This window comes from Thalassolituus hydrocarboniclasticus (assembly GCF_025345565.1).
Lineage (GTDB): Bacteria > Pseudomonadota > Gammaproteobacteria > Pseudomonadales > Oceanobacteraceae > Venatoribacter > Venatoribacter hydrocarboniclasticus.
Window position 1 is genome coordinate 3,605,536 of record NZ_CP054475.1, and the last position, 18,442, is coordinate 3,623,977.

At 55.9% G+C, this 18,442-nt stretch carries 16 protein-coding genes and 3 tRNA genes; 7 read left to right on the forward strand and 12 right to left on the reverse strand.

Features of this window, described 5'->3' with window-relative positions:
- Positions 1-36: 36 nt before the first annotated feature.
- From tuf to birA, 7 genes are all read right to left on the reverse strand, one after another.
- A complete protein-coding gene (gene tuf / locus HUF19_RS16190; protein WP_260997559.1) occupies positions 37-1,260 on the reverse strand; it encodes an elongation factor Tu in 1,224 nt (407 codons plus the stop codon).
- An 85-nt stretch (positions 1,261-1,345) separates the two neighbouring features.
- Positions 1,346-1,421, reverse strand: a tRNA-Thr gene (locus tag HUF19_RS16195).
- Positions 1,422-1,427: 6 nt separating this feature from the next.
- A tRNA-Gly gene (locus tag HUF19_RS16200) sits at positions 1,428-1,501 on the reverse strand.
- An 82-nt stretch (positions 1,502-1,583) separates the two neighbouring features.
- Positions 1,584-1,667: transfer RNA gene (locus HUF19_RS16205), tRNA-Tyr, on the reverse strand.
- A gap of 115 nt (positions 1,668-1,782) precedes the next feature.
- Positions 1,783-2,451 carry an SPOR domain-containing protein gene (locus HUF19_RS16210; protein WP_260997565.1) on the reverse strand — a complete coding sequence of 223 codons (669 nt, stop codon included), beginning with the start codon at positions 2,449-2,451 and terminating at the stop codon, positions 1,783-1,785.
- Entirely contained in the window at positions 2,427-3,161 is a 735-nt protein-coding gene (locus HUF19_RS16215) for a type III pantothenate kinase (RefSeq protein ID WP_260997566.1), read from the reverse strand. Before HUF19_RS16215 ends, HUF19_RS16210 begins: the two co-directional genes overlap by 25 nt.
- On the reverse strand, positions 3,142-4,098 hold the full coding sequence (birA, locus tag HUF19_RS16220) for a bifunctional biotin--[acetyl-CoA-carboxylase] ligase/biotin operon repressor BirA (RefSeq protein WP_260997567.1): 957 nt from the start codon (positions 4,096-4,098) through the stop codon (positions 3,142-3,144). Before birA ends, HUF19_RS16215 begins: the two co-directional genes overlap by 20 nt.
- A 166-nt stretch (positions 4,099-4,264) precedes the next feature.
- On the opposite strand from birA, the gene HUF19_RS16225 reads away from it, so the two are divergent.
- The 5 genes from HUF19_RS16225 to HUF19_RS16245 all read left to right on the forward strand — a co-directional run bounded on the left by HUF19_RS16225 (position 4,265) and on the right by HUF19_RS16245 (position 9,932).
- The gene (locus HUF19_RS16225) at positions 4,265-5,146 is read left to right on the forward strand and encodes a substrate-binding periplasmic protein (protein WP_260997568.1); all 882 of its coding nucleotides are present in this window, start codon (positions 4,265-4,267) and stop codon (positions 5,144-5,146) included.
- Positions 5,147-5,545: 399 nt separating this feature from the next.
- Entirely contained in the window at positions 5,546-7,030 is a 1,485-nt protein-coding gene (gene mqo / locus HUF19_RS16230) for a malate dehydrogenase (quinone) (protein ID WP_260997569.1), read from the forward strand.
- 51 nt (positions 7,031-7,081) lie between these two features.
- Complete coding sequence (locus HUF19_RS16235) at positions 7,082-8,218, forward strand: Re/Si-specific NAD(P)(+) transhydrogenase subunit alpha (RefSeq protein ID WP_260997570.1); 1,137 nt, start codon at positions 7,082-7,084, stop codon at positions 8,216-8,218.
- Between the two features lie 5 nt (positions 8,219-8,223).
- A complete protein-coding gene (locus HUF19_RS16240; protein ID WP_225691014.1) occupies positions 8,224-8,508 on the forward strand; it encodes an NAD(P) transhydrogenase subunit alpha part 2 in 285 nt (94 codons plus the stop codon).
- Positions 8,509-8,522: 14 nt separating this feature from the next.
- Positions 8,523-9,932, forward strand: coding sequence for an NAD(P)(+) transhydrogenase (Re/Si-specific) subunit beta (locus HUF19_RS16245; RefSeq protein WP_260997571.1), 1,410 nt, complete (start codon positions 8,523-8,525; stop codon positions 9,930-9,932).
- A gap of 261 nt (positions 9,933-10,193) precedes the next feature.
- Here HUF19_RS16245 and HUF19_RS16250 read toward each other — a convergent pair whose 3' ends face one another.
- Together HUF19_RS16250 and HUF19_RS16255 are read right to left on the reverse strand one after the other, a co-directional pair.
- Entirely contained in the window at positions 10,194-12,098 is a 1,905-nt protein-coding gene (locus HUF19_RS16250) for a hypothetical protein (RefSeq protein WP_260997572.1), read from the reverse strand.
- Between the two features lie 164 nt (positions 12,099-12,262).
- Positions 12,263-13,297, reverse strand: coding sequence for an AraC family transcriptional regulator ligand-binding domain-containing protein (locus tag HUF19_RS16255; RefSeq protein ID WP_260997573.1), 1,035 nt, complete (start codon positions 13,295-13,297; stop codon positions 12,263-12,265).
- Positions 13,298-13,393: 96 nt separating this feature from the next.
- Here HUF19_RS16255 and HUF19_RS16260 point away from each other — a divergent pair, with 96 nt between their 5' ends.
- Positions 13,394-15,265: an acyl-CoA synthetase gene (locus HUF19_RS16260; protein ID WP_260997574.1), complete on the forward strand. Its 1,872-nt coding sequence runs from the start codon at positions 13,394-13,396 to the stop codon at positions 15,263-15,265.
- A 170-nt stretch (positions 15,266-15,435) separates the two neighbouring features.
- A complete protein-coding gene (locus tag HUF19_RS16265; protein WP_260997575.1) occupies positions 15,436-16,116 on the forward strand; it encodes a cytochrome b/b6 domain-containing protein in 681 nt (226 codons plus the stop codon).
- A 5-nt stretch (positions 16,117-16,121) separates the two neighbouring features.
- On the opposite strand, the gene HUF19_RS16270 is transcribed toward HUF19_RS16265, so the two are convergent.
- The 3 genes from HUF19_RS16270 to HUF19_RS16280 all read right to left on the reverse strand — a co-directional run bounded on the left by HUF19_RS16270 (position 16,122) and on the right by HUF19_RS16280 (position 18,367).
- A complete protein-coding gene (locus HUF19_RS16270) occupies positions 16,122-16,580 on the reverse strand; it encodes a c-type cytochrome (RefSeq protein WP_260997576.1) in 459 nt (152 codons plus the stop codon).
- Positions 16,581-16,906: 326 nt separating this feature from the next.
- Complete coding sequence (locus HUF19_RS16275) at positions 16,907-17,188, reverse strand: hypothetical protein (protein ID WP_260997577.1); 282 nt, start codon at positions 17,186-17,188, stop codon at positions 16,907-16,909.
- 51 nt (positions 17,189-17,239) lie between these two features.
- Positions 17,240-18,367, reverse strand: coding sequence for a potassium channel family protein (locus tag HUF19_RS16280; RefSeq protein ID WP_260997578.1), 1,128 nt, complete (start codon positions 18,365-18,367; stop codon positions 17,240-17,242).
- Between the last annotated feature and the right edge of the window lie 75 nt (positions 18,368-18,442).

The window sequence follows — 18,442 nt, forward strand, 5'->3', positions numbered from 1 at the left end:
AGCACCCCCACCGAATAATCAAGCCTTAACGGTTGATTATTCGATAATTTTTGCTACAACGCCGGCGCCAACAGTACGACCGCCTTCACGGATCGCAAAACGCAGACCTTCATCCATCGCGATCGGAGCGATCAGAGTGATGGTCAGCTTAACGTTGTCACCTGGCATTACCATCTCAACGCCTTCTGGCAGCTCACAAGCACCAGTTACGTCAGTGGTACGGAAGTAGAACTGTGGACGGTAACCTTTGAAGAATGGAGTGTGACGACCACCTTCATCTTTACCCAGTACGTATACTTCAGATTCGAACTTGGTGTGAGGAGTGATAGAACCTGGCTTCGCCAGAACCTGACCACGTTCAACTTCGTCACGCTTGGTACCACGCAGCAGAACACCTACGTTCTCACCAGCACGGCCTTCGTCCAGGATCTTACGGAACATCTCAACACCGGTACAGGTAGTCTTGATGGTCTCTTTGATACCGATGATGGACAGTTCTTCACCAGTGCGAACGATACCACGCTCAACACGACCGGTAACAACAGTACCACGACCCTGGATAGAGAATACGTCTTCGATTGGCATCAGGAAGGCGCCGTCGATAGCACGCTCTGGCTCAGGGATGTAAGAATCCAGAGTTTCTACCAGTTTCTTAACAGCAGACGTACCCATTTCGTTGTCGTCTTCGCCGTTCAGAGCCATCAGAGCAGAACCTGGGATGATTGGAGTGTCGTCGCCTGGGAAGTCGTATTCAGACAGCAGGTCACGCAGTTCCATTTCAACCAGTTCCAGCATCTCTGCGTATTCTTCAGAATCGGCACCGCCGCAATCTTCAGCCAGCAGGTCAGCTTTGTTCAGGAATACAACGATGTAAGGTACACCAACCTGACGGGACAGCAGGATATGTTCACGGGTCTGAGGCATTGGGCCGTCAGTAGAACCACATACCAGGATCGCGCCGTCCATCTGCGCAGCACCGGTGATCATGTTTTTAACATAGTCAGCGTGGCCCGGGCAGTCTACGTGTGCGTAGTGACGGTTCGGAGATTCGTATTCTACGTGGGAGGTAGAAATGGTGATACCACGCTCACGCTCTTCAGGAGCATTGTCGATACCGTCGAACGCTACCGCTGCACCGCCCCATACTTCGGAACATACGCGGGTCAGAGCCGCAGTCAGAGTGGTTTTACCGTGGTCAACGTGACCGATAGTGCCAACGTTTACGTGGGGTTTTGAGCGTTCAAACGTTTCCTTTGCCATGACCCTGTCTCTTTGTCAGTGTGGTTATCGTTTCTTTGTTACATACACAAAAAGGCAGGCCATCGGCCTACCTTTTTACGAATAATGGTGCTGATACCCAGAATCGAACTGGGGACCTCATCCTTACCAAGGATGCGCTCTACCGCCTGAGCTATATCAGCGAAGTTTGGAGCGGGTAGCGGGAATCGAACCCGCATCATCAGCTTGGAAGGCTGAGGTTCTACCATTGTACCATACCCGCTTACTCAGAAGACTTGCCGGGACAATGGCCACACAGCTTGCCTGCTGGCTCCGATCTGCCGACCAGGTCGTCAGATCAAAAGTGGTGGTGGGGGCTGGATTCGAACCAGCGAAGCTTTCGCGTCAGATTTACAGTCTGATCCCTTTGGCCGCTCGGGAACCCCACCGAAGTGGCGCGTATTATGTTGATGAGGCGCATACCTGTCAACACTTTTTCGCTTATTTATTATCGACTTACGAATTTACAGCAAAAACGGCGCCGATTGTGCAGATAACGTACAACTAGCCCGCATTGCTACACTCAACCAGCGCCCAGCTGATTTCTTTATCGCCCGCCTGAATGCGTTCACGCATGCGCTCATTCAGCTGTGACACTTCGATCACTTCAACCCAGTATTCACGCACCGACTTATTAACCACCAGCACCTCAACCGGAATATCAAACTCCTCCACCGCTTTCTGCAGTCCGTATGCGGACTCTTTATTGCGGAACAGTCCCAGCGAAACACCTTCGGCCAGATCGCCCTGAGTAATGATGTAGCTGTCGAATTTACGCTTCTGCAGTTCTTTTAATGTGCGCAGAGCTTCTTCACGGGTAGCTCGCGGAGGCACATGCACCCAGTATTCAGAAGGTTCGCCACTTTCAATATCAACGGTATTGATGCGGCCATGCAGACTCAGGGCACTGACCCGCGCCAATAAATGACGTGCATCCAGCTCGTCAGCATAAGGGCCTGCAACGTAGCACAAAGCCTCGCGCTGATCGGCCACCTTACGTGGAGCAGCTGGCTGCAGACTATCCCCAGCCTCACTGACCAGTTGCAGGGTTTTCACTGAACCGGGAATTTCCAGAGCGCGCAGCGGAGCCGGAGCAGCTTCGCCCTGCTTCTGCCAAAACGTTGCCAGCAACAGAAGGTTGCCAAACACTAAGGTAAAAAAGATCCAGCGCATAAGGAATCCATACCATCAAATACAAGATCAGGCCGGTACTCGCAGCCAAGCTGCGTCGCCAACCATAAACCATCACCACCGGTGACAACCAACACATGCTGCGGATAGTCCTGCTGCACCGAACGCACCAGCGCAGCCTGTTGGCGATAAACACCCGAACTGACACAGCCAACCGTATCCTGCCCCGGCAGCAACTGCTGAGATGCCCGCTCGTCATTATAAGGACGGACACGCTGAGTGCTGTTAAACAACGCCTGTTGCGCCAACTGCAATCCAGGAACGATAAAACCGCCCTCATGGTGATTGTCTGCCGACATTAAATCAACCGTCAGCGCCGTCCCGGCATCCGCCACTATTAATGGTGCAGAATAATGGCAACGCGCACCCAGCATCGCCAGCCAGCGGTCGACTCCGAGCCTGCCCGGCTCCGCATAGCAATGTATAAAAGCAGGATGATCGCTTACCGGCTGCGCCAGCCAGCGCAGTCTGGCGCCATAATGCGCATTCAGACTCTGATGCAGGCTGTCGTTGTCGCGCACACTGGCAACCACCACACGGTCACAGTGCGCCGGGAAAATTCTGCCGGCTTCAGCATCAGACATCTGCGCCAGATCGGTGTGAGCAACACCCCCCTGAGCTTCAATAATACCAGCCTGACGCAGCTGCCATTTTACCCGGCTGTTACCGGCATCAATCAGCAGGACGGACACTGAGTTCTCCGGCATTAATAACGTCGATACCATGCTCGGTCTGCAGCATCAGCTCACCTTTACGGTTAACGCCTTTTACCTTGCCGCGCTTTTCATTAGCAGCAGAAATAATACGTACCTCCTGCTGGTGATAAATATCGCGTTCCGACCAGTATTGCTGATAGGGAGCAAAACCATTGCGCTGAAATTCATCCACCACCGCAAGCAACTCATCAAGAATGGTGGCGGCCACTTCATTACGCGACAGATCCGGCTTAAAGCTGCGCAACTCGGCCCAGGGTTGCTCAATACTTTCCGCATCGCTGTTGCTGAGCGCCAGATTGAGTCCTACACCAATAACAACCTGACAATGGCTGCTGTACTCACCGGTCACTTCCAGCAAAATGCCGGCGAGTTTTTTTCCGTCAGCGTAAACATCGTTCGGCCATTTAAGACCTATACCTTCAATCCCAAGCCGGGCGAGTGCTTTTTCAACGGCAATGGCCGTCATCAGGCTCAGTCCTTCAAGGGCGGCCATACCACCAGCAAAGGAAACCAGCAGCGATAAATAAATATTCTTGCCAAACGGGCTGACCCACTGCCGGCCACGGCGACCACGCCCACTGACCTGCTTTTCAGCCAGCACGGCATAACGCTTACCCATATGATCGCCGGCACGTTCAAACAGATAGGTATTGGTAGAACCAACATCCAGCAGAATTTCCAGAATATCGAGACGCTGACTCAGTGATCCCTGAATACGCTCTTTATCCAATAACTCAATAGCATCCTGCAGGCGATAACCTTTTCCTTTAACTGAGGAATAGGGAATATTCAGCTCATCGAGTTTTTTCAGTTGTTTCCATACCGCAGCCCGGCTGACGCCCAGCTTTTCGCCCAGCTCTTCACCGGAATGAAACTGACCATCTGCAAGTAATTCAAGAATCCTGTTGAGCATAGTGCTACCTCCGCGCTGCAATATACCCGATCAGCCTGCCCCACACAGCACAGCATAATAAGAAGCAGGTAATTTTCCCGACTGCACAGCGGCTGCACTTTCAGCCATACTTTATACAACCCGGATAATCAGAAACCGTACCGCCGGTTCTCCTTCAGAGGCAACCATGGTCAATCCCCTGCTGATACTGTGCCTGTTAATAAGCAGCTCCGCCTTCGCCGCCGAAGCGATACGGGTTCAGCCACAGCGGACGGCCGTCGATGGCAGCTACCTTTATTACACTGACCTGTTACGCCTTGTGCTCAGTAACACCAGCAAAGAGTATGGCGATGCCGAACTGGTCAGCATCAGCCGCCTGACCCAGGCGCGGGCATTTCAGGCGCTGCACGATAACCTGATCGATGTATTCTGGGCCGGCACCAGCCGCGAGCGTGAAGTTTTCGTAGAGCCAATCCGCATCCCCCTGCACGCCGGGCTGCTTGGCATCCGCATTCCGGTTATCCGCAAAGCCGATCAGGCCCGCTTTGATTCCCTGCATAACCTCAGCGACCTGCAACAGCTGAGCGCCTGTCAGGGCGACCACTGGCCGGACTCAGACATTCTGGAAGCCAACGGCTTTAATGTGCTGAGAGCAACCAAGTTTGAAGTGATGTACCAGCTGCTGCAGGCTGGTCGCTGCGACTACTTTCCGCGCGGTATTAATGAAGTCTACGCCGAGGTCAGCCACATCAGCCGTAATGATCTGATGATCTACGAACGCATCATTCTCAACTACCCGTTTCCGATGTACTTCTTTGTCAGCCGTGACAACCCGCGCCTGGCCGAACGGCTGACCAAAGGCATGGAACAACTGGCTGCCAGCGGCGAACTGCTGACCTTTCTGCAACAACATCCGACAACACGCGACATATTCCCCCTCAGCCGGCTCAGCAACAGCTGGATTATCCCGCTGCATAATCCTCTGCTGCCAGAGCTGACACCACTGACCGACAGGCGTCTGTGGATTGAGCTTCCCTCCCGCAACAGCCAATCACCAACCGTCCCCTGACCCTACCGCCAGCTGCAGCTGCCACCTGAGAATCCTTCTCTCATCACCAGAAAAAATGTCGGGTATAAAGAATATGCGTTCTCTCTATGCAGACAGCGCCGGTGGCCGGAACTGACTCGCCCATAAGAATGAGCGCCGCAGCACGTGCGGTGCGGGATGCAGCCAGATTCAGATAAAAATACTGGTAAAAAATTGACCGAAATCAGGGCATCCGAAACCACCTTGTGAACCTGAAATACAGCATCACCCCCACCAGGCCTGCATTGCGACTAAAGCCTAACATGTGTATAAAACGCCCGTTTGAATTCTGGCCAGCAGACACAATGAGCCACAAGCTCGCGCTGGCAGGCACCAACAGTGCCGGACTGTGTACAGATTTTTACCTACAGGCGAAATCGAATGGCAACAAACAAGGTAGATGTACTGCTGGTTGGCGGCGGGGTTATGAGTGCCACTCTGGGCACCCTGCTCAACAAGCTTGATCCTTCCCTCCGACTGACCATGGTGGAACGCCTGGATCATGTCGCCCATGAAAGTACCGATGGCTGGAACAATGCCGGTACTGGCCACGCAGGCTATTGCGAACTTAATTACACCCCGGAAAACGAGCAGGGCGACGTCGAAATCAACCGCGCCCTGACCATCAATGCCAACTTTGAAGTATCCCTGCAGCTGTGGACTTCTCTGGTTGGCAGCGGCGACCTGCCGGCACCGGACAACTTTATCAACCCGACCCCGCACATCAGCTTTGTCTGGGGTGAAGGTAACGTTGCCTTCCTGCGTCAGCGCTGGGAAAAGCTGTCCGCGCATCATCTGTTCAAAGACATGCAATACAGCGAAGACCACGATGTGCTGCGCCAGTGGATGCCACTGGTGATGGAAAACCGCGACCCGTCTGAAAAGATTGCGGCGACCCGTATTAACTACGGCAGCGACGTCGACTTCGGCTCCCTGACCCGCAATCTGGTCGGAACACTGCAAAAGCGTGACGCCTTTGAGCTGCTGCTGAGCCACGAAGTCAGCGAACTGGAGCAGAACAAAGACGGCAACTGGAAAGTACGCCTGAAAGACCGCACCTCCGGTAAGAGCAAAACCATCGAAGCCGGTTTTGTCTTCCTTGGTGCCGGTGGTGGCGCTCTGCCACTGCTGCAGAAATCCGGTATTCCGGAAAGCAAAGGCTACGGCGGCTTCCCGGTTTCCGGTCAGTGGCTGGTCTGTAAAGACGAAGCCACCGTTAAGCGTCATTACGCCAAGGTCTATGGCAAAGCCGCGATCGGTGCGCCACCGATGTCGGTTCCGCATCTGGATACCCGCATCATCAACGGTACTCCGGCGCTGCTGTTCGGCCCTTACGCTGGTTTTACCACCAAGTTCCTCAAGGCCGGCTCGAAGCTGGACCTGATCAAATCCGTACGTGCCAATAACCTGCTGCCGATGATGGACGTGGGTATGAACAATATGGATCTGACCAAATACCTGATCGGTGAAGTGCTGCAATCCCACGAAGACCGCATGAAATCCCTGCGTGAATACTTCCCGGGCGCTGACTCCGGCAAATGGACACTGGCCGAAGCCGGTCAGCGTGTACAGATCATCAAAAAAGACGCCAAAGGGCGCGGCAAGCTGGAGTTCGGTACCGAACTGGTAGCCGCCAAAGACGGCTCGCTGGCTGCTCTGCTGGGTGCATCACCCGGTGCTTCGGTTGCCGCACAGGCGATGATCGAAGTGATTGAACGCTGCTTTAAAGAGCGCCTGGAGAACGGCTGGAAAGCCCGCCTGCAGGAGCTGGTGCCATCCTACGGTGAATCTCTGGTCAACAATGCCGAACTGCTCGGCAGCATCCGCCAGAACACCCTGAGCACCCTTGGCCTGCTGCGCGATTAACGCGCGCAGGTCAGCTGACAATTTCAAGATAATCCAACAGGAGTTTTACCTATGTTGATTGGTGTACCTAAGGAAATCTATCCTGGGGAAGCCCGGGTCGCCCTGATCCCAGCCGGGATTCAGACCCTGCTGACCGCCGGCTTTGAAGTCGTGGTACAGGAAGGCGCAGGCGATGCAGCTCACTTCAGCGATGAAGAATACCGCAGCAGCGGTGCCAGCATCGCCCCGACCGCTGAGTCGCTGTACGAGCAGGCTGATATCATCCTGAAAGTCCGTCAGCCACTGGACAGCGAAGTGCCTCTGCTGAAAGAAGGCATTACCCTGATCTGTATGCTGGATGCCTGGTTCAACCAGCCGCTGATTCAGCAACTGGCCGAGCGTAAAGTGCGTTCTTTCGCGCTGGAATTTATTCCGCGTACCACCCGCGCGCAGTCTATGGACGTACTCAGCTCCATGGGTGCAATCTCCGGTTACCGTTCAGTGCTGACTGGTGCGATGGCACTGCCACAGTACTTCCCGATGCTGATGACCGCTGCCGGTACTATTCACCCGGCGCGTGTATTCATCATTGGTGCCGGTGTTGCCGGTCTGATGGCGATCTCTACCGCCCGTCGTCTGGGTGCAGTGGTTGAAGCCTACGATACCCGTGCCGAAGTACGCGAACAGGTAGAATCCCTGGGTGCCAAGTTCGTTGAATTCGACCTGCCACAGGAAGAAGGCGGCGCTACCGGCGGTTACGCGACCGAGAAATCGGAAGAGTTCTACCGCAAGCAGCGTGAACAGATGACCGCCAAGGTATCCCAGGCGGATCTGGTTATCACCACCGCGGCGATCCCGGGCAAGATGTCTCCGCGCCTGATCACCAAAGAAATGCTGCACTACATGAAGAAAGGTTCTGTGATCGTCGACCTGGCTGCCGAGCGTGGCGGTAACGTCGAAGGCACTGTGGCCGGCGAAAAAGTGTACGTCGATGGCGTCACCATCATCGGTTACACCGACCATCCGGGCCGTGTACCTGTGCATGCTTCCCAGCTGCTGACCAAAAACATCTCCACCTTCCTGCTGAACATGTCCAAAGAAGGCGTGCTCAACGTGAATATGGACGATGACATCGTGGCCGCCACTCTGATTACCGAAGACGGCGAAATCAAACACGCGGGCCTGAAAGCCCAGATCGAGAAGGAATAAATCTGATGGAAATGTTCATCATGAGCCTGACCATTTTCGTACTGGCGATCTTCGTCGGTGTGGAAGTGATCAACAAAGTACCCCCTACGCTGCACACCCCGCTGATGAGCGGTACTAACGCTATTTCCGGCATCGTCGTGGTTGGCGCCATCCTGAGTTCCGGCGGCAGCGAGCACACCACTGTGCTGTCTACCGTGCTGGGCGTCGCCGCCATCATTCTGGCAACCATCAACATCGTGGCCGGTTTTATGGTAACCGACCGCATGCTGAACATGTTCAAAAAGAAATAAGGTAGCGGGACACAATGGAAATTCTGATTAACTTAGGTTACCTGGCTGCCGCCGTACTCTTCATCTTCGGCATCAAAGGCATGACCACTCCGAAAACCGCCGTGCGCGGTAACCAGATGTCGGCTATCGGTATGCTGGTTGCGGTGATTGCCGCCCTGCTCGACCACAACGTGGTGCGTTTCGAATACATCATCATCGGTGTTCTGGTTGGTGGTGCTATCGGTGCCTTTATCGCCAAGAAAGTGGCCATGACCGATATGCCGGAAATGGTTGCCAGCCTGAACGGTATCGGTGGCGGTGCTTCCCTGCTGGTTGCTGCAGCCAACTACCTGGAAAGCCAGAAGCTGGCGGAAATGGGTCAGTTCACTGCCTCTTACGACTGGTCGCTGGCGGTTATTCTGTCAATTCTGATCGGTGCGGTTACCCTGACCGGCTCTTTCGTTGCCGTTGGCAAACTGAAAGGCAAAATCGGCGACAGCAACAAAGTTATGCTGTTCAAATGGATCGTTAAACTGTGCTTCCTGGTTCTGATCAGTGGTGCGGCGTACTTCGCCATTGTTGATCCGCTGAACTCCGACATGCTGGTTGCCGGTCTGATCATCATCTGTCTGATCCTGGGTGTTTCTCTGGTGATGCCGATCGGCGGTGCCGATATGCCGGTTGTGGTATCCCTGCTGAACTCTTACTCCGGTCTGGCCGGTGCCGCTGCCGGTTTCGTACTGGGCAACAACGGCCTGATCATCACCGGTTCTCTGGTTGGCGCGTCCGGTATCATCCTGACCACCATCATGTGTAAGGCGATGAACCGCTCCCTGACCAACGTTCTGTTCGGTGGCTCTATGGCCGCAACCGCTGGCGTGAGCAAGTCTGAGAACGATGCTTTCTACGAAGGCAAAGTGAAGTTCTCTTCCGCTGACGAACTGGCGATGCTGTTAGACGGCGCGCAGAAAGTGGTCTTCGTTCCTGGTTACGGTCTGGCCGTTGCTCAGGCACAGCACGCTACCCGCGAACTGGCCAACATGCTGGAAGCCAAGGGTTGTGACGTGAAATACGCCATCCACCCGGTTGCCGGCCGTATGCCTGGCCATATGAACGTACTGCTGGCCGAAGCCGAAGTACCGTACGATCAGCTGGTTGAAATGGACACCATCAACCCTGAGTTCTCGCAGACTGATGTAGCCATCGTACTGGGCGCCAACGACGTGGTTAACCCGGCCGCTTCCAAAGACCCGGCCTCGCCGATCTTCGGTATGCCGATTCTGGACGTTCACAACGCCAAGACCGTTGTGGTAGTGAAACGTGGTCTGTCACCAGGTTTCGCCGGTATCCCGAACGAACTGTTTATCCGCGACAACAGCCTGATGGTATCCGGCGACGCGAAGAAAGTTCTTCAGGAAACCATTACTGCGATGAAAGATCTGTAAGGTCTGCAGCGCAACAAAAAGCGCCCCAAGGGGCGCTTTTTTTATGGCTGACGCCCGCCCGGTAATACCGGTAAAACCTGGCCAGAACGCTGCTGAACGGCCCGGCAGTACGGGTTTCTGAGACACGGACTTCTGAGATAACGGGTTTCTGAGACGCACGGCAGCGCTGTTGTTCGTGCAGCAACAGCTACAAACCTCTGCCCTGAATAGCGGGCAAAAAAAAGCGCCCCGCAGGGCGCTTACAGTGAACAAAGGTCAGACTTATGCGCGGTTATCGTCTGCTTCCTGCTGTGCAGTTAAAGCTGCAACTTCCTCTTCTTCCGGAGCGGCCAGAGTGCGCATATCACCATCATCGGATTTGCTGATGCGGTTTACCTGATAAATGCGCTCGGCATTGGCCAGATCTTTTTCGTTGTTGATTGAGGCAATGAATTCACGGCCACGCAGGAAGCTGTGAATTTCGCCGACAATGGCATCCATCTCCTGCTTGTCTTCTGCCATGCCCAGAATCAGTCGCGGCATTTCCAGGTTCTGCATACCACTGGTGGCATAGGTCGATGACTCAATGCGCGATACCAGAATCCACGGCGTAATCGAGCTGCGCACCACCACGTTTTCGGAGCGGGTGGAATCGTTGTAGGCCATACCGGTGGAGATCTTGCTCTCGGTATAAGTCCCTTCAGTTTTCATCGACAGCAGCAGGCTGCTGAACTGAATTTCTGACCAGAAAGTATGCGCCACATTGCTCAGCATACGGGCGGAAAACACCACGGCAAAGAACGTAAACAACAGGGTCAGGAAGGTGCTGGCTTCGGCGCCAATCAGTGCAGTCAGCTCCGGTATCATGCTGCTTTTCAGCTTACCCGGATGCGCCGCCAGATAATTCTGCAGCACCGTGGCCGACTCAAAACCCTGATTAAAAAGCACATACAATAATACGGCACTGCCGACGGTCAGCAGCTGACCGCCCAGGGTGCTGAGCAGACGCAAGCGGGTAAAGCGCTTGCTGAACTTCATTGCGCGGTACTCCGGCTGGGTTTCAATCAGCAGCTGTCCTTTGAATGTCCCCTTCCCCTGACTCTGCTCCTGCAGGCGCGGCTCAAAATCACGGTAAATACGGTTGGGAATATCATGGCTGCGGCGGTTGGCCAGCACGATATTTTCGATGTTGATAAAGATTTCGTTAGGGTGCACCGACTCCTGCATATTGTCGCGGTACTCGCTGACCGCCGTACTGCTGGTATTCAGCGTCATACGTTCACGCACCAGCAGGAAAGCGGGAATCAGTACCAGCGCGGTCATCACCAGCAGCAACACAAGGTTCAGCCAGGCATCGAACACCATCAGGTTATCGAGAGCTGCGCTCGTTCGCTCCAGCGCCTTACCCTGCAGATTGGCCGTCAGCAGCGAATGGCCATAACCAATCAGTACCGGCACCACGATAGCAAAAGCAAACAAACGGCTCAGGCCAGCCGCCGTTTTGCGATGCAGGCTCTGGTTGCGTCCGGTGCGCATATTGTTGGCGGCACTGCGCCAGATAAAGGTCAGATACACCAGTAACAGCAACGACATAATGGTGTTAATCAGCTCACCGGCACTACCGGCCAGACCCGTTGCGGTAACAAAGAAAGCCAGTGCAAAAGCCGTCAGGGCCACCAGCGTCGAGGACAATACCGCCGCCAGTTCCTGCACCAGATTACGCAGCGGATAAGGAGTCAGAATCAGACCGGGAATCAGCGAGTGCACCAACCGTGACAGCCAGCCGACTGGCTCGCTGAAAGTCATATTCTTGCGTCCCATCAGCATGGATTCGAGCCGTTCCGCAGTGTACGCCAGAGCACCGGATTTCTTTTCCTGCTCGGCATTTTCGCGCTCACTCGGTGCATGGTTATAGGCCAGCGATGACGGTACCGAGCGGCCAACATAAAAGCGGAATAACTGAATCGCGGCAGTCGCCAGCGTGCGCAGGCCCCAGGTCAGCAGGAACAGGCCAAGGAAGACCATCCCCCAGGCTTTTACCGGATTTTCTTTCAGAGTGTCGGCAACCCCGAACAGCGGCAACAATGCCAGGGCACTGATCAGAACACCTGACAGCAGCTTGATTTTGCCCTCTGTTTTAAAAGGATTGGTAATACCGAGAGACTGGCTGCCGTAATCAAAAGCCATGAATATCGTTCCTTGAACAAATTAATAGACGGGTTAGTAAGAACAATTCTGTCATACGCCAAAGAGCGACCAGAAGCAGCAAAAGGGCGTGGCCCGACATAATAAGTAATCACTGATCAGCTGCAACCCGGATTTGCACAATCGTGCGGATAAAGGCCGCGGGCTTAGCCGGCTATGACTGCCGTGCCGGCTATGGCTGCGCGGCGCAGTGCTTTGGGGGACTGTCCGAACCAGCGGTGGCAGGCGCGGGTCAGTGAACTGGGGTCGCCGTAACCGAGCTGCAGGGCAATGTCGGTGAGGGGAATCTGGCTGTGCGGCAACAGGCTGAGCAACCGCTCGCGGCGCAGGTTATCGACAATATCTTCAAAACGCATACCCAGCGCCGCCAGCTGGCGCTGTAACTGATGGCGGGGCATCTGCAGCTGACTGGCAATAACCGGCAGTGTGCAGTTACCCGTTGCCAGCGAACGCTCCACCAGCGTGCTGACCTGCTGACCGAGATCAAGGGGCGAACGCTGAATCAGATAACGCACAGTGCGCGCCGCGGTTTCCTGCAGATCGCGGTTGGCCGAGTCGATCGGCAGCTGCAGCAGGCTGGCAGGAAAGCGCAGGCTGTCTTCCGCCTGCTGCAACGCCACCGGGCAACCCAACAAACGGCGATAACGGGCCAGACTGAGCGGCGAATCGTGCTGAAAGCCGAGCTGCCAGTCGCGCCCTTCGCTGCGGCTGATCATGCGCATAAAGGCCAGCGATACCGCGTACGGCAGCTCGGTCACATGGCGCCGCACTTCGCCCTGCAAGATCAGGTTATGGCGCAGACGCAATACCGCGTCATCACCTTCCAGACTGACACTGAGGGTCAGCCCCGGCGAGTGGTAAGGCATATAGCGCCCCACCAGCTCCAGCGCTTCACCAACACAACTGGCGTGCTGGGCCGCCAGGGCAATTGGTCCGAGCACCGACAGGTTCTGCCGGGCCGCCAGCAGAATGCCGAAGTCGGGCTTATTCAGCGCCGCGGCGGCATCGCTGATCAGCTCGGCAAAAGCACGTAAAGGCAGGCTGAACTGCTCATCTTCCAGCTGACGCACGGTTAAGCTTTTCGCCGCCAGCAGCGCAGCCGCATCGCCCCCCAACTGCTTTACCAGAGGTACAAATCCGGTCAGCGCCCGGGTTCTTACCAGAAACTCTGCACGCGTCATCTTGTATCCAAATGCCAAGTAAATGTTGCCAAATGCCAAGTAATTAAAGTGGCCCGATGGGAATATGACAAGTAATAAAAACAAGAGGAAATACCGATGATAGGGCAGTATCAGGACATCCTTGCCATTGAACAGGCACCACAACCAAACGCCGGACTGGCCAGCACTTACCAGTTGCTGCAGCAGAGCGCGCGGCAGTTTGGTCCCGAACCGGCACTGAGCTTTTTCTTTCATGTGGATGATCACCATCAGCCGCAGCGCTGGAGTTACCGCGAGCTCTTTGCCGATATCACCCGCGCCGCCAACCTGTTCCGCCGCTTAGGTGTCGGGCATGGCGATGTAGTGGCGCTGATTCTGCCTAACCTGCCGGAAACCCATATCGCCATGTGGGGTGCCGAGACCGCCGGTATCGCCTTTGCCGTCAACAACCAGCTGGAAAGCACGCAGCTGAGCGAGCTGTTGCGCGCCGCCAAAACCCGCTGGGTTGTCACCGTTGATGCAGGCATCGATGCCGATATGTGGGCGCGTACCGCTCAGGCCTGCGCCAGCCTGCCAGAACTGCAGGGCATCCTGCGCGTCAGCGGTGAGCGTTATGGCATCAGCCCGGTGCCGGCGGCGATGAGCAATGAACTGCCGCTGCTGAGTTTTAACGACCTGCTGGAAGCGGCGCCGGCCGACGGCCTGCTGTTTGATGCGCCACAGGCTGACGATATTGCTGCTTACTTCTGTACCGGCGGCACCACCGGTCTGCCGAAAATTGCCCGCCACAGCCAGCGTAACGAAGTGATCTTCGCCGGCCAGCTGAATGCGGCTGTCGGCGGCTCGATGCTCGGCCGTGGCCGCACCGTACTGACCGCCCTGCCGCTGTTCCATGTCAATGCGCTGCTCGGTACCGGACTGGCCGCCTTCGCCAGTGGCAGCCATGTGCTGCTGGCCGCGCCGGCGGGTTTCCGCGCGCCGGGGCTGATTCCGCGCTTCTGGGAAATCGTCGCCACCCACAAGGTGAATGGTTACTCCGGCGTACCAACTATTTATGCCGCACTGCTGCAGGTGCCCTTTGGCGACTGGGATATCAGCTCGCTCAGTGCTGCCATCTGCGGTGCCGCGCCCATGCCGGCTGAACTGATCCGTCGTTTTGAGCAGCAATGCGGACTGCGCGTACTGGAAGGCTATGGCCTGACCGAAGGCGTGTGCGCTTCGTCGGTCAGCCCGGTCAACGGCGAATTGCGTCCGGGCTCTATTGGTATGCGCCTGCCGTGGCAGGATATGCGCGCTATGGTGCTCGATGATCATGGTCAGTGGCTGCGCGATGCCGAGACCGACGAAACCGGTGTGATCTGCATCAGCGGCCCGAACGTATTTCAGGGCTATCTCGACGAGGCTCATAACCACGGTGCCTGGTTCACCACGCCTGACGGTCAGCGCTGGTTTAACACCGGCGATCTGGGCCGTTGCGATGCCGAGGGCTTCTTCTGGCTTACCGGCCGCAAGAAAGAGCTGATTATCCGCGGCGGCCACAATATCGACCCGCGCAGCATTGAAGATGCCCTGGCCGCACACCCGGCGGTGGCGATGTGCGCTGCAGTCGGTCGTCCGGATGTCTATGCCGGCGAGCTGCCGGTGGCCTATGTGCAACTGCGTCAGGGCGTCAGTGTCAGTGATGAAGAACTGCTGGAGCACGCGCGTCAGCACATTGCCGAGCGCCCGGCGGTGCCGAAAGAGCTGATCTTTGTCGAGGCGCTGCCGCTGACCGCCGTGGGTAAAACCTTCAAACCGGCACTGGTGATGCGGGAAGTCGAGCAGACGGTACGCCGCGAAGCCGCCGCCCTGGGTCTGACACTGGAGCAGGTGGAGGTTGAACAGGAGCCGAAACGCGGCATCGTCGCACGCTATCGCTGTCATGCTGACAGCCAGAATCTGGCCAAAGTGCTGGCCGGCTATACCTTCTGCAGCGAGGCTGTTCACTGAGCCCTGAATCAGAAGCCCTGAGCAAAACCGTATCGCCCGGAGTGACCTGTCACTTCCGGGCGGTGCCTTGCTCCCCCTCAGGCGCAGAACAGGTTGCCCTGACCTTCCTTTACCCATAAGCCCGCAGCCCTGAGTTAGTATTCATCTTTTCATTAACAGTGGAGTCAGAGATGAGCGGCAACCACATCCGCGTCTGGGATATTTTCGTGCGCCTGTTTCACTGGCTGCTGGTCGCGGTGATCGGTTTTGCCTGGTGGACCGGTGAACAGGGCGGCGACTGGATGGAGTGGCACAAGCGTTGTGGCTACGCCGTGCTGGGGCTGGTGATCTTTCGCGTGCTCTGGGGTTTTGCCGGTACGACCTATGCCCGCTTCAGTCACTTCCTGTATTCCCCGAAAGCCACGCTCACTTATCTGGCGGCCATGCTGAAAGGCCGTGAGCCTCTGTACCTGAGCCATAACCCGCTGGGTGGCTGGGCGGTCGTGGTGTTGCTGCTGTGGTGTACTTTGCAGGCCGGCACGGGCTTATTTGCCAACGACGATATCTTTACCGAAGGGCCGCTGGTGCATCTGGTTGGCTACGATCTGAGTATTGAGATTACCCGCTGGCATAAGCTGCTGTTCGATGGCTTGCTGATCATCGTCGCCGTTCATATCGCCGCAGTGCTGTACCACCAGCTGCTGCGTAAAGAGCCGCTGCTGCAGGGTATGCTGACAGGTAATAAACCGGCCGGTCATAGCCATCATCAGGCCGCTGACAGAGTCTCTGTTGCTGTAAGCGCTGGCTGGTTGAAAGGTCTTGTGCTGGCAGCGATTGCCGCTGCCAGCGTCTGGGGACTGATCAGTCTTTAAACGACTCAGTCTTTGAACTTGTCGTGGCAGGACTTACAGGTCTTCGCCACGCTCATAAAGGCCGGGCGGATGGCATTCATATCGCCACTGGCGGCAGTTTCTGCCAGTGCTGCGGCGTTGGTTTCAAAGTCGGCCATAATACCGGCAAAGGTTTCCCAGTCTTTTTCAATGGCAGGCAAAGCATCGGTAGAGCCGCTGTATGTGCCGTTGTAAGAACCGGCAATAAAACCTTCCAGTGGCATTTTGCTCAGCGCAGCCAGATTGTTGGCGCGGCGGGTAAATTCAGCCGCATTAAACTCCTGCTTGCCTTTCACCATGTCGCCCATAGGTCCGAAGTTCCAGCGCACGGCTTTGTAGATACCCTGACGGTATTCCACAGCATCAGACACTTTTACTTCGGCCTGGGTCAGGGTACTGCCCGCCATCAGTGCGGCCAGAACTGCGGTACGTGTTATCAGGTTCATGCTTTTATCCTCTCAGCATTATCAGTTGTCACAGCAGTGTATCGGTCTGGCCGCCGCAGGCTATCGACCATTACCAACCTTTACACTTCTATCAGTAAGCACCCTGACCGGCTCCATGCCGCGCCCTTATTGCCGGTTTTAATCAGCGCCATCGGCAGAACTCATTATCCGGGTGGTTGTGCCCGCGGCTATGCTGAAGGCTCAGGCTGAAGGTTCAGACTGACGACTGATAGCTGAACGCACCGGGTGGCATTCACCGAAGAAATAGAGGACATCACGATTATGATTAAACAAGCGTTTATCAGTGTTTTCGCTCAATTAGGCGCTCAGGCCGCGGCCGACTCCTGAGTCTCAGGAGCGGTAGCATCGTCCTGCAATAAAGTGGGTAACAGAAAAGGCATCAGCGTCTGCGGCGCCAGATCAAGCAGCAGACCCGGCAGGGTAACGGTGAGCGGTGGTAACCAGCGCGACGGGCTGTAGGCCAGTTCACACAGCTGGCAGTGCCCTTCACCGCCGTTGCCCAGGCGCTCGGCCAGACTGTGTACGCTGCCCAGTACGATCAGGGCAAGACACAGCAGTAGCAGGGTGAAAGATGGGCGACGACGCATAGCACCTCCGCAGTGGTAAGCGGTCAGAACAGCAATAAAAAGAACAGCCGTTCAATCCATGTTAGCCGCATGGATATTGAAGTGCACCTCAATCGCCCGCTGCACATCACGAATGGTCGGTGTTTTTTCGGTATGCACCAGAATAATCAGCGACTGAGCGTGTACGTGATGATTACCATCGGGATGGGTAACCACTTCACCCTCTTTGGTCACATACGCCAGCGGCGTACCCAGATTAGCCTGCACCACCGCATTCACCACATCGGCCCAGCGCTCACCTTCCAGCCAGACCGGAAAACGCACCGGGTGATCGTCGGCATGGGTAAACATATCTTCAATCACCAGCTCCACGCCGGGAGCGACCATCGCCCGCACAATGATTTCCGGATAAGAGCGGATCGGGCGCAGCACGGTTTTAATCTGCAGATGGCGTAACCGTGGCCGGTTGCTGTCTTCCACACACTCAACAATTGTGATGTGGCCCAGGTGCAGCTCAAACAGACGGTAAGCAATATCAAAGGTGTAAGAATCGCTGTCGGCGGAATACTCATCGCGGGCCAGCACCACAATATGGCTGGCACGCTCGGCTCCGGCGCGTTTTAAATCCTCCGGGCGGCTGGCCAGACCGGTGGTATGCACCACCCCCAGCTGACGCAGGCTGTCGGGCAGACCATCGGGGAAATCTTCATTCAGCAGCTGGATCGGCGTATCGCGGTATTCGTCGCTTTCTCGGATCTGCATGATCATGCGCTGAAAATAGGCTTCGCGGTTATATTTGGGCGAGTTAATAATGAGAATATGATCGGCCATGTTCCAGTCCCAGTGTCCGGTGCGGATACGTTCCCGCCGCGCGATGCGGAAATCCACATAATCGCTGATTAAAAAAGTCATAAGTGTGATGCCGCAGATAAACATCAGCAGCATGGTGGCGGCCTGACCGGCCGGTGTAGACGCCGACACATCGCCATAGCCGACAGTGGTCAGCGTGGTCATGGTCAGCCAGATGGCGTGCCAGAGCGCCATCTCCTCCAGCCATACCATGGCGGCCACGTGCAGCGCGGCAAAACCCAGCAGTACCAGCGCCGAGCGGATAACCGAGCGGCGGATATTGGTATCGGTCTGATACACCGCATGCCGCACACGACGGTGATGATGGATAAAACGGGTTACTTTATTCATGCCCGCATCATAGCCCGGCCCCAGCGCATCCCCAAGCCATCAGTACCTGAAAAATATGCCGTAATCCGCTACACT

Coding starts and splice junctions, on each gene's coding strand:
- HUF19_RS16210 (WP_260997565.1), bottom strand. CDS start 2,451: ATGCGCTGGATCTTTTTTACCTTAGTGTTTGGCAACCTTCTGTTGCTG.
- birA (WP_260997567.1), bottom strand. CDS start 4,098: ATGCTCAACAGGATTCTTGAATTACTTGCAGATGGTCAGTTTCATTCC.
- HUF19_RS16245 (WP_260997571.1), top strand. CDS start 8,523: ATGGAAATTCTGATTAACTTAGGTTACCTGGCTGCCGCCGTACTCTTC.
- HUF19_RS16255 (WP_260997573.1), bottom strand. CDS start 13,297: ATGACGCGTGCAGAGTTTCTGGTAAGAACCCGGGCGCTGACCGGATTT.
- HUF19_RS16225 (WP_260997568.1), top strand. CDS start 4,265: ATGGTCAATCCCCTGCTGATACTGTGCCTGTTAATAAGCAGCTCCGCC.
- tuf (WP_260997559.1), bottom strand. CDS start 1,260: ATGGCAAAGGAAACGTTTGAACGCTCAAAACCCCACGTAAACGTTGGC.
- HUF19_RS16260 (WP_260997574.1), top strand. CDS start 13,394: ATGATAGGGCAGTATCAGGACATCCTTGCCATTGAACAGGCACCACAA.
- HUF19_RS16240 (WP_225691014.1), top strand. CDS start 8,224: ATGGAAATGTTCATCATGAGCCTGACCATTTTCGTACTGGCGATCTTC.
- HUF19_RS16265 (WP_260997575.1), top strand. CDS start 15,436: ATGAGCGGCAACCACATCCGCGTCTGGGATATTTTCGTGCGCCTGTTT.
- mqo (WP_260997569.1), top strand. CDS start 5,546: ATGGCAACAAACAAGGTAGATGTACTGCTGGTTGGCGGCGGGGTTATG.
- HUF19_RS16275 (WP_260997577.1), bottom strand. CDS start 17,188: ATGCGTCGTCGCCCATCTTTCACCCTGCTACTGCTGTGTCTTGCCCTG.
- HUF19_RS16280 (WP_260997578.1), bottom strand. CDS start 18,367: ATGAATAAAGTAACCCGTTTTATCCATCATCACCGTCGTGTGCGGCAT.
- HUF19_RS16235 (WP_260997570.1), top strand. CDS start 7,082: ATGTTGATTGGTGTACCTAAGGAAATCTATCCTGGGGAAGCCCGGGTC.
- HUF19_RS16270 (WP_260997576.1), bottom strand. CDS start 16,580: ATGAACCTGATAACACGTACCGCAGTTCTGGCCGCACTGATGGCGGGC.
- HUF19_RS16250 (WP_260997572.1), bottom strand. CDS start 12,098: ATGGCTTTTGATTACGGCAGCCAGTCTCTCGGTATTACCAATCCTTTT.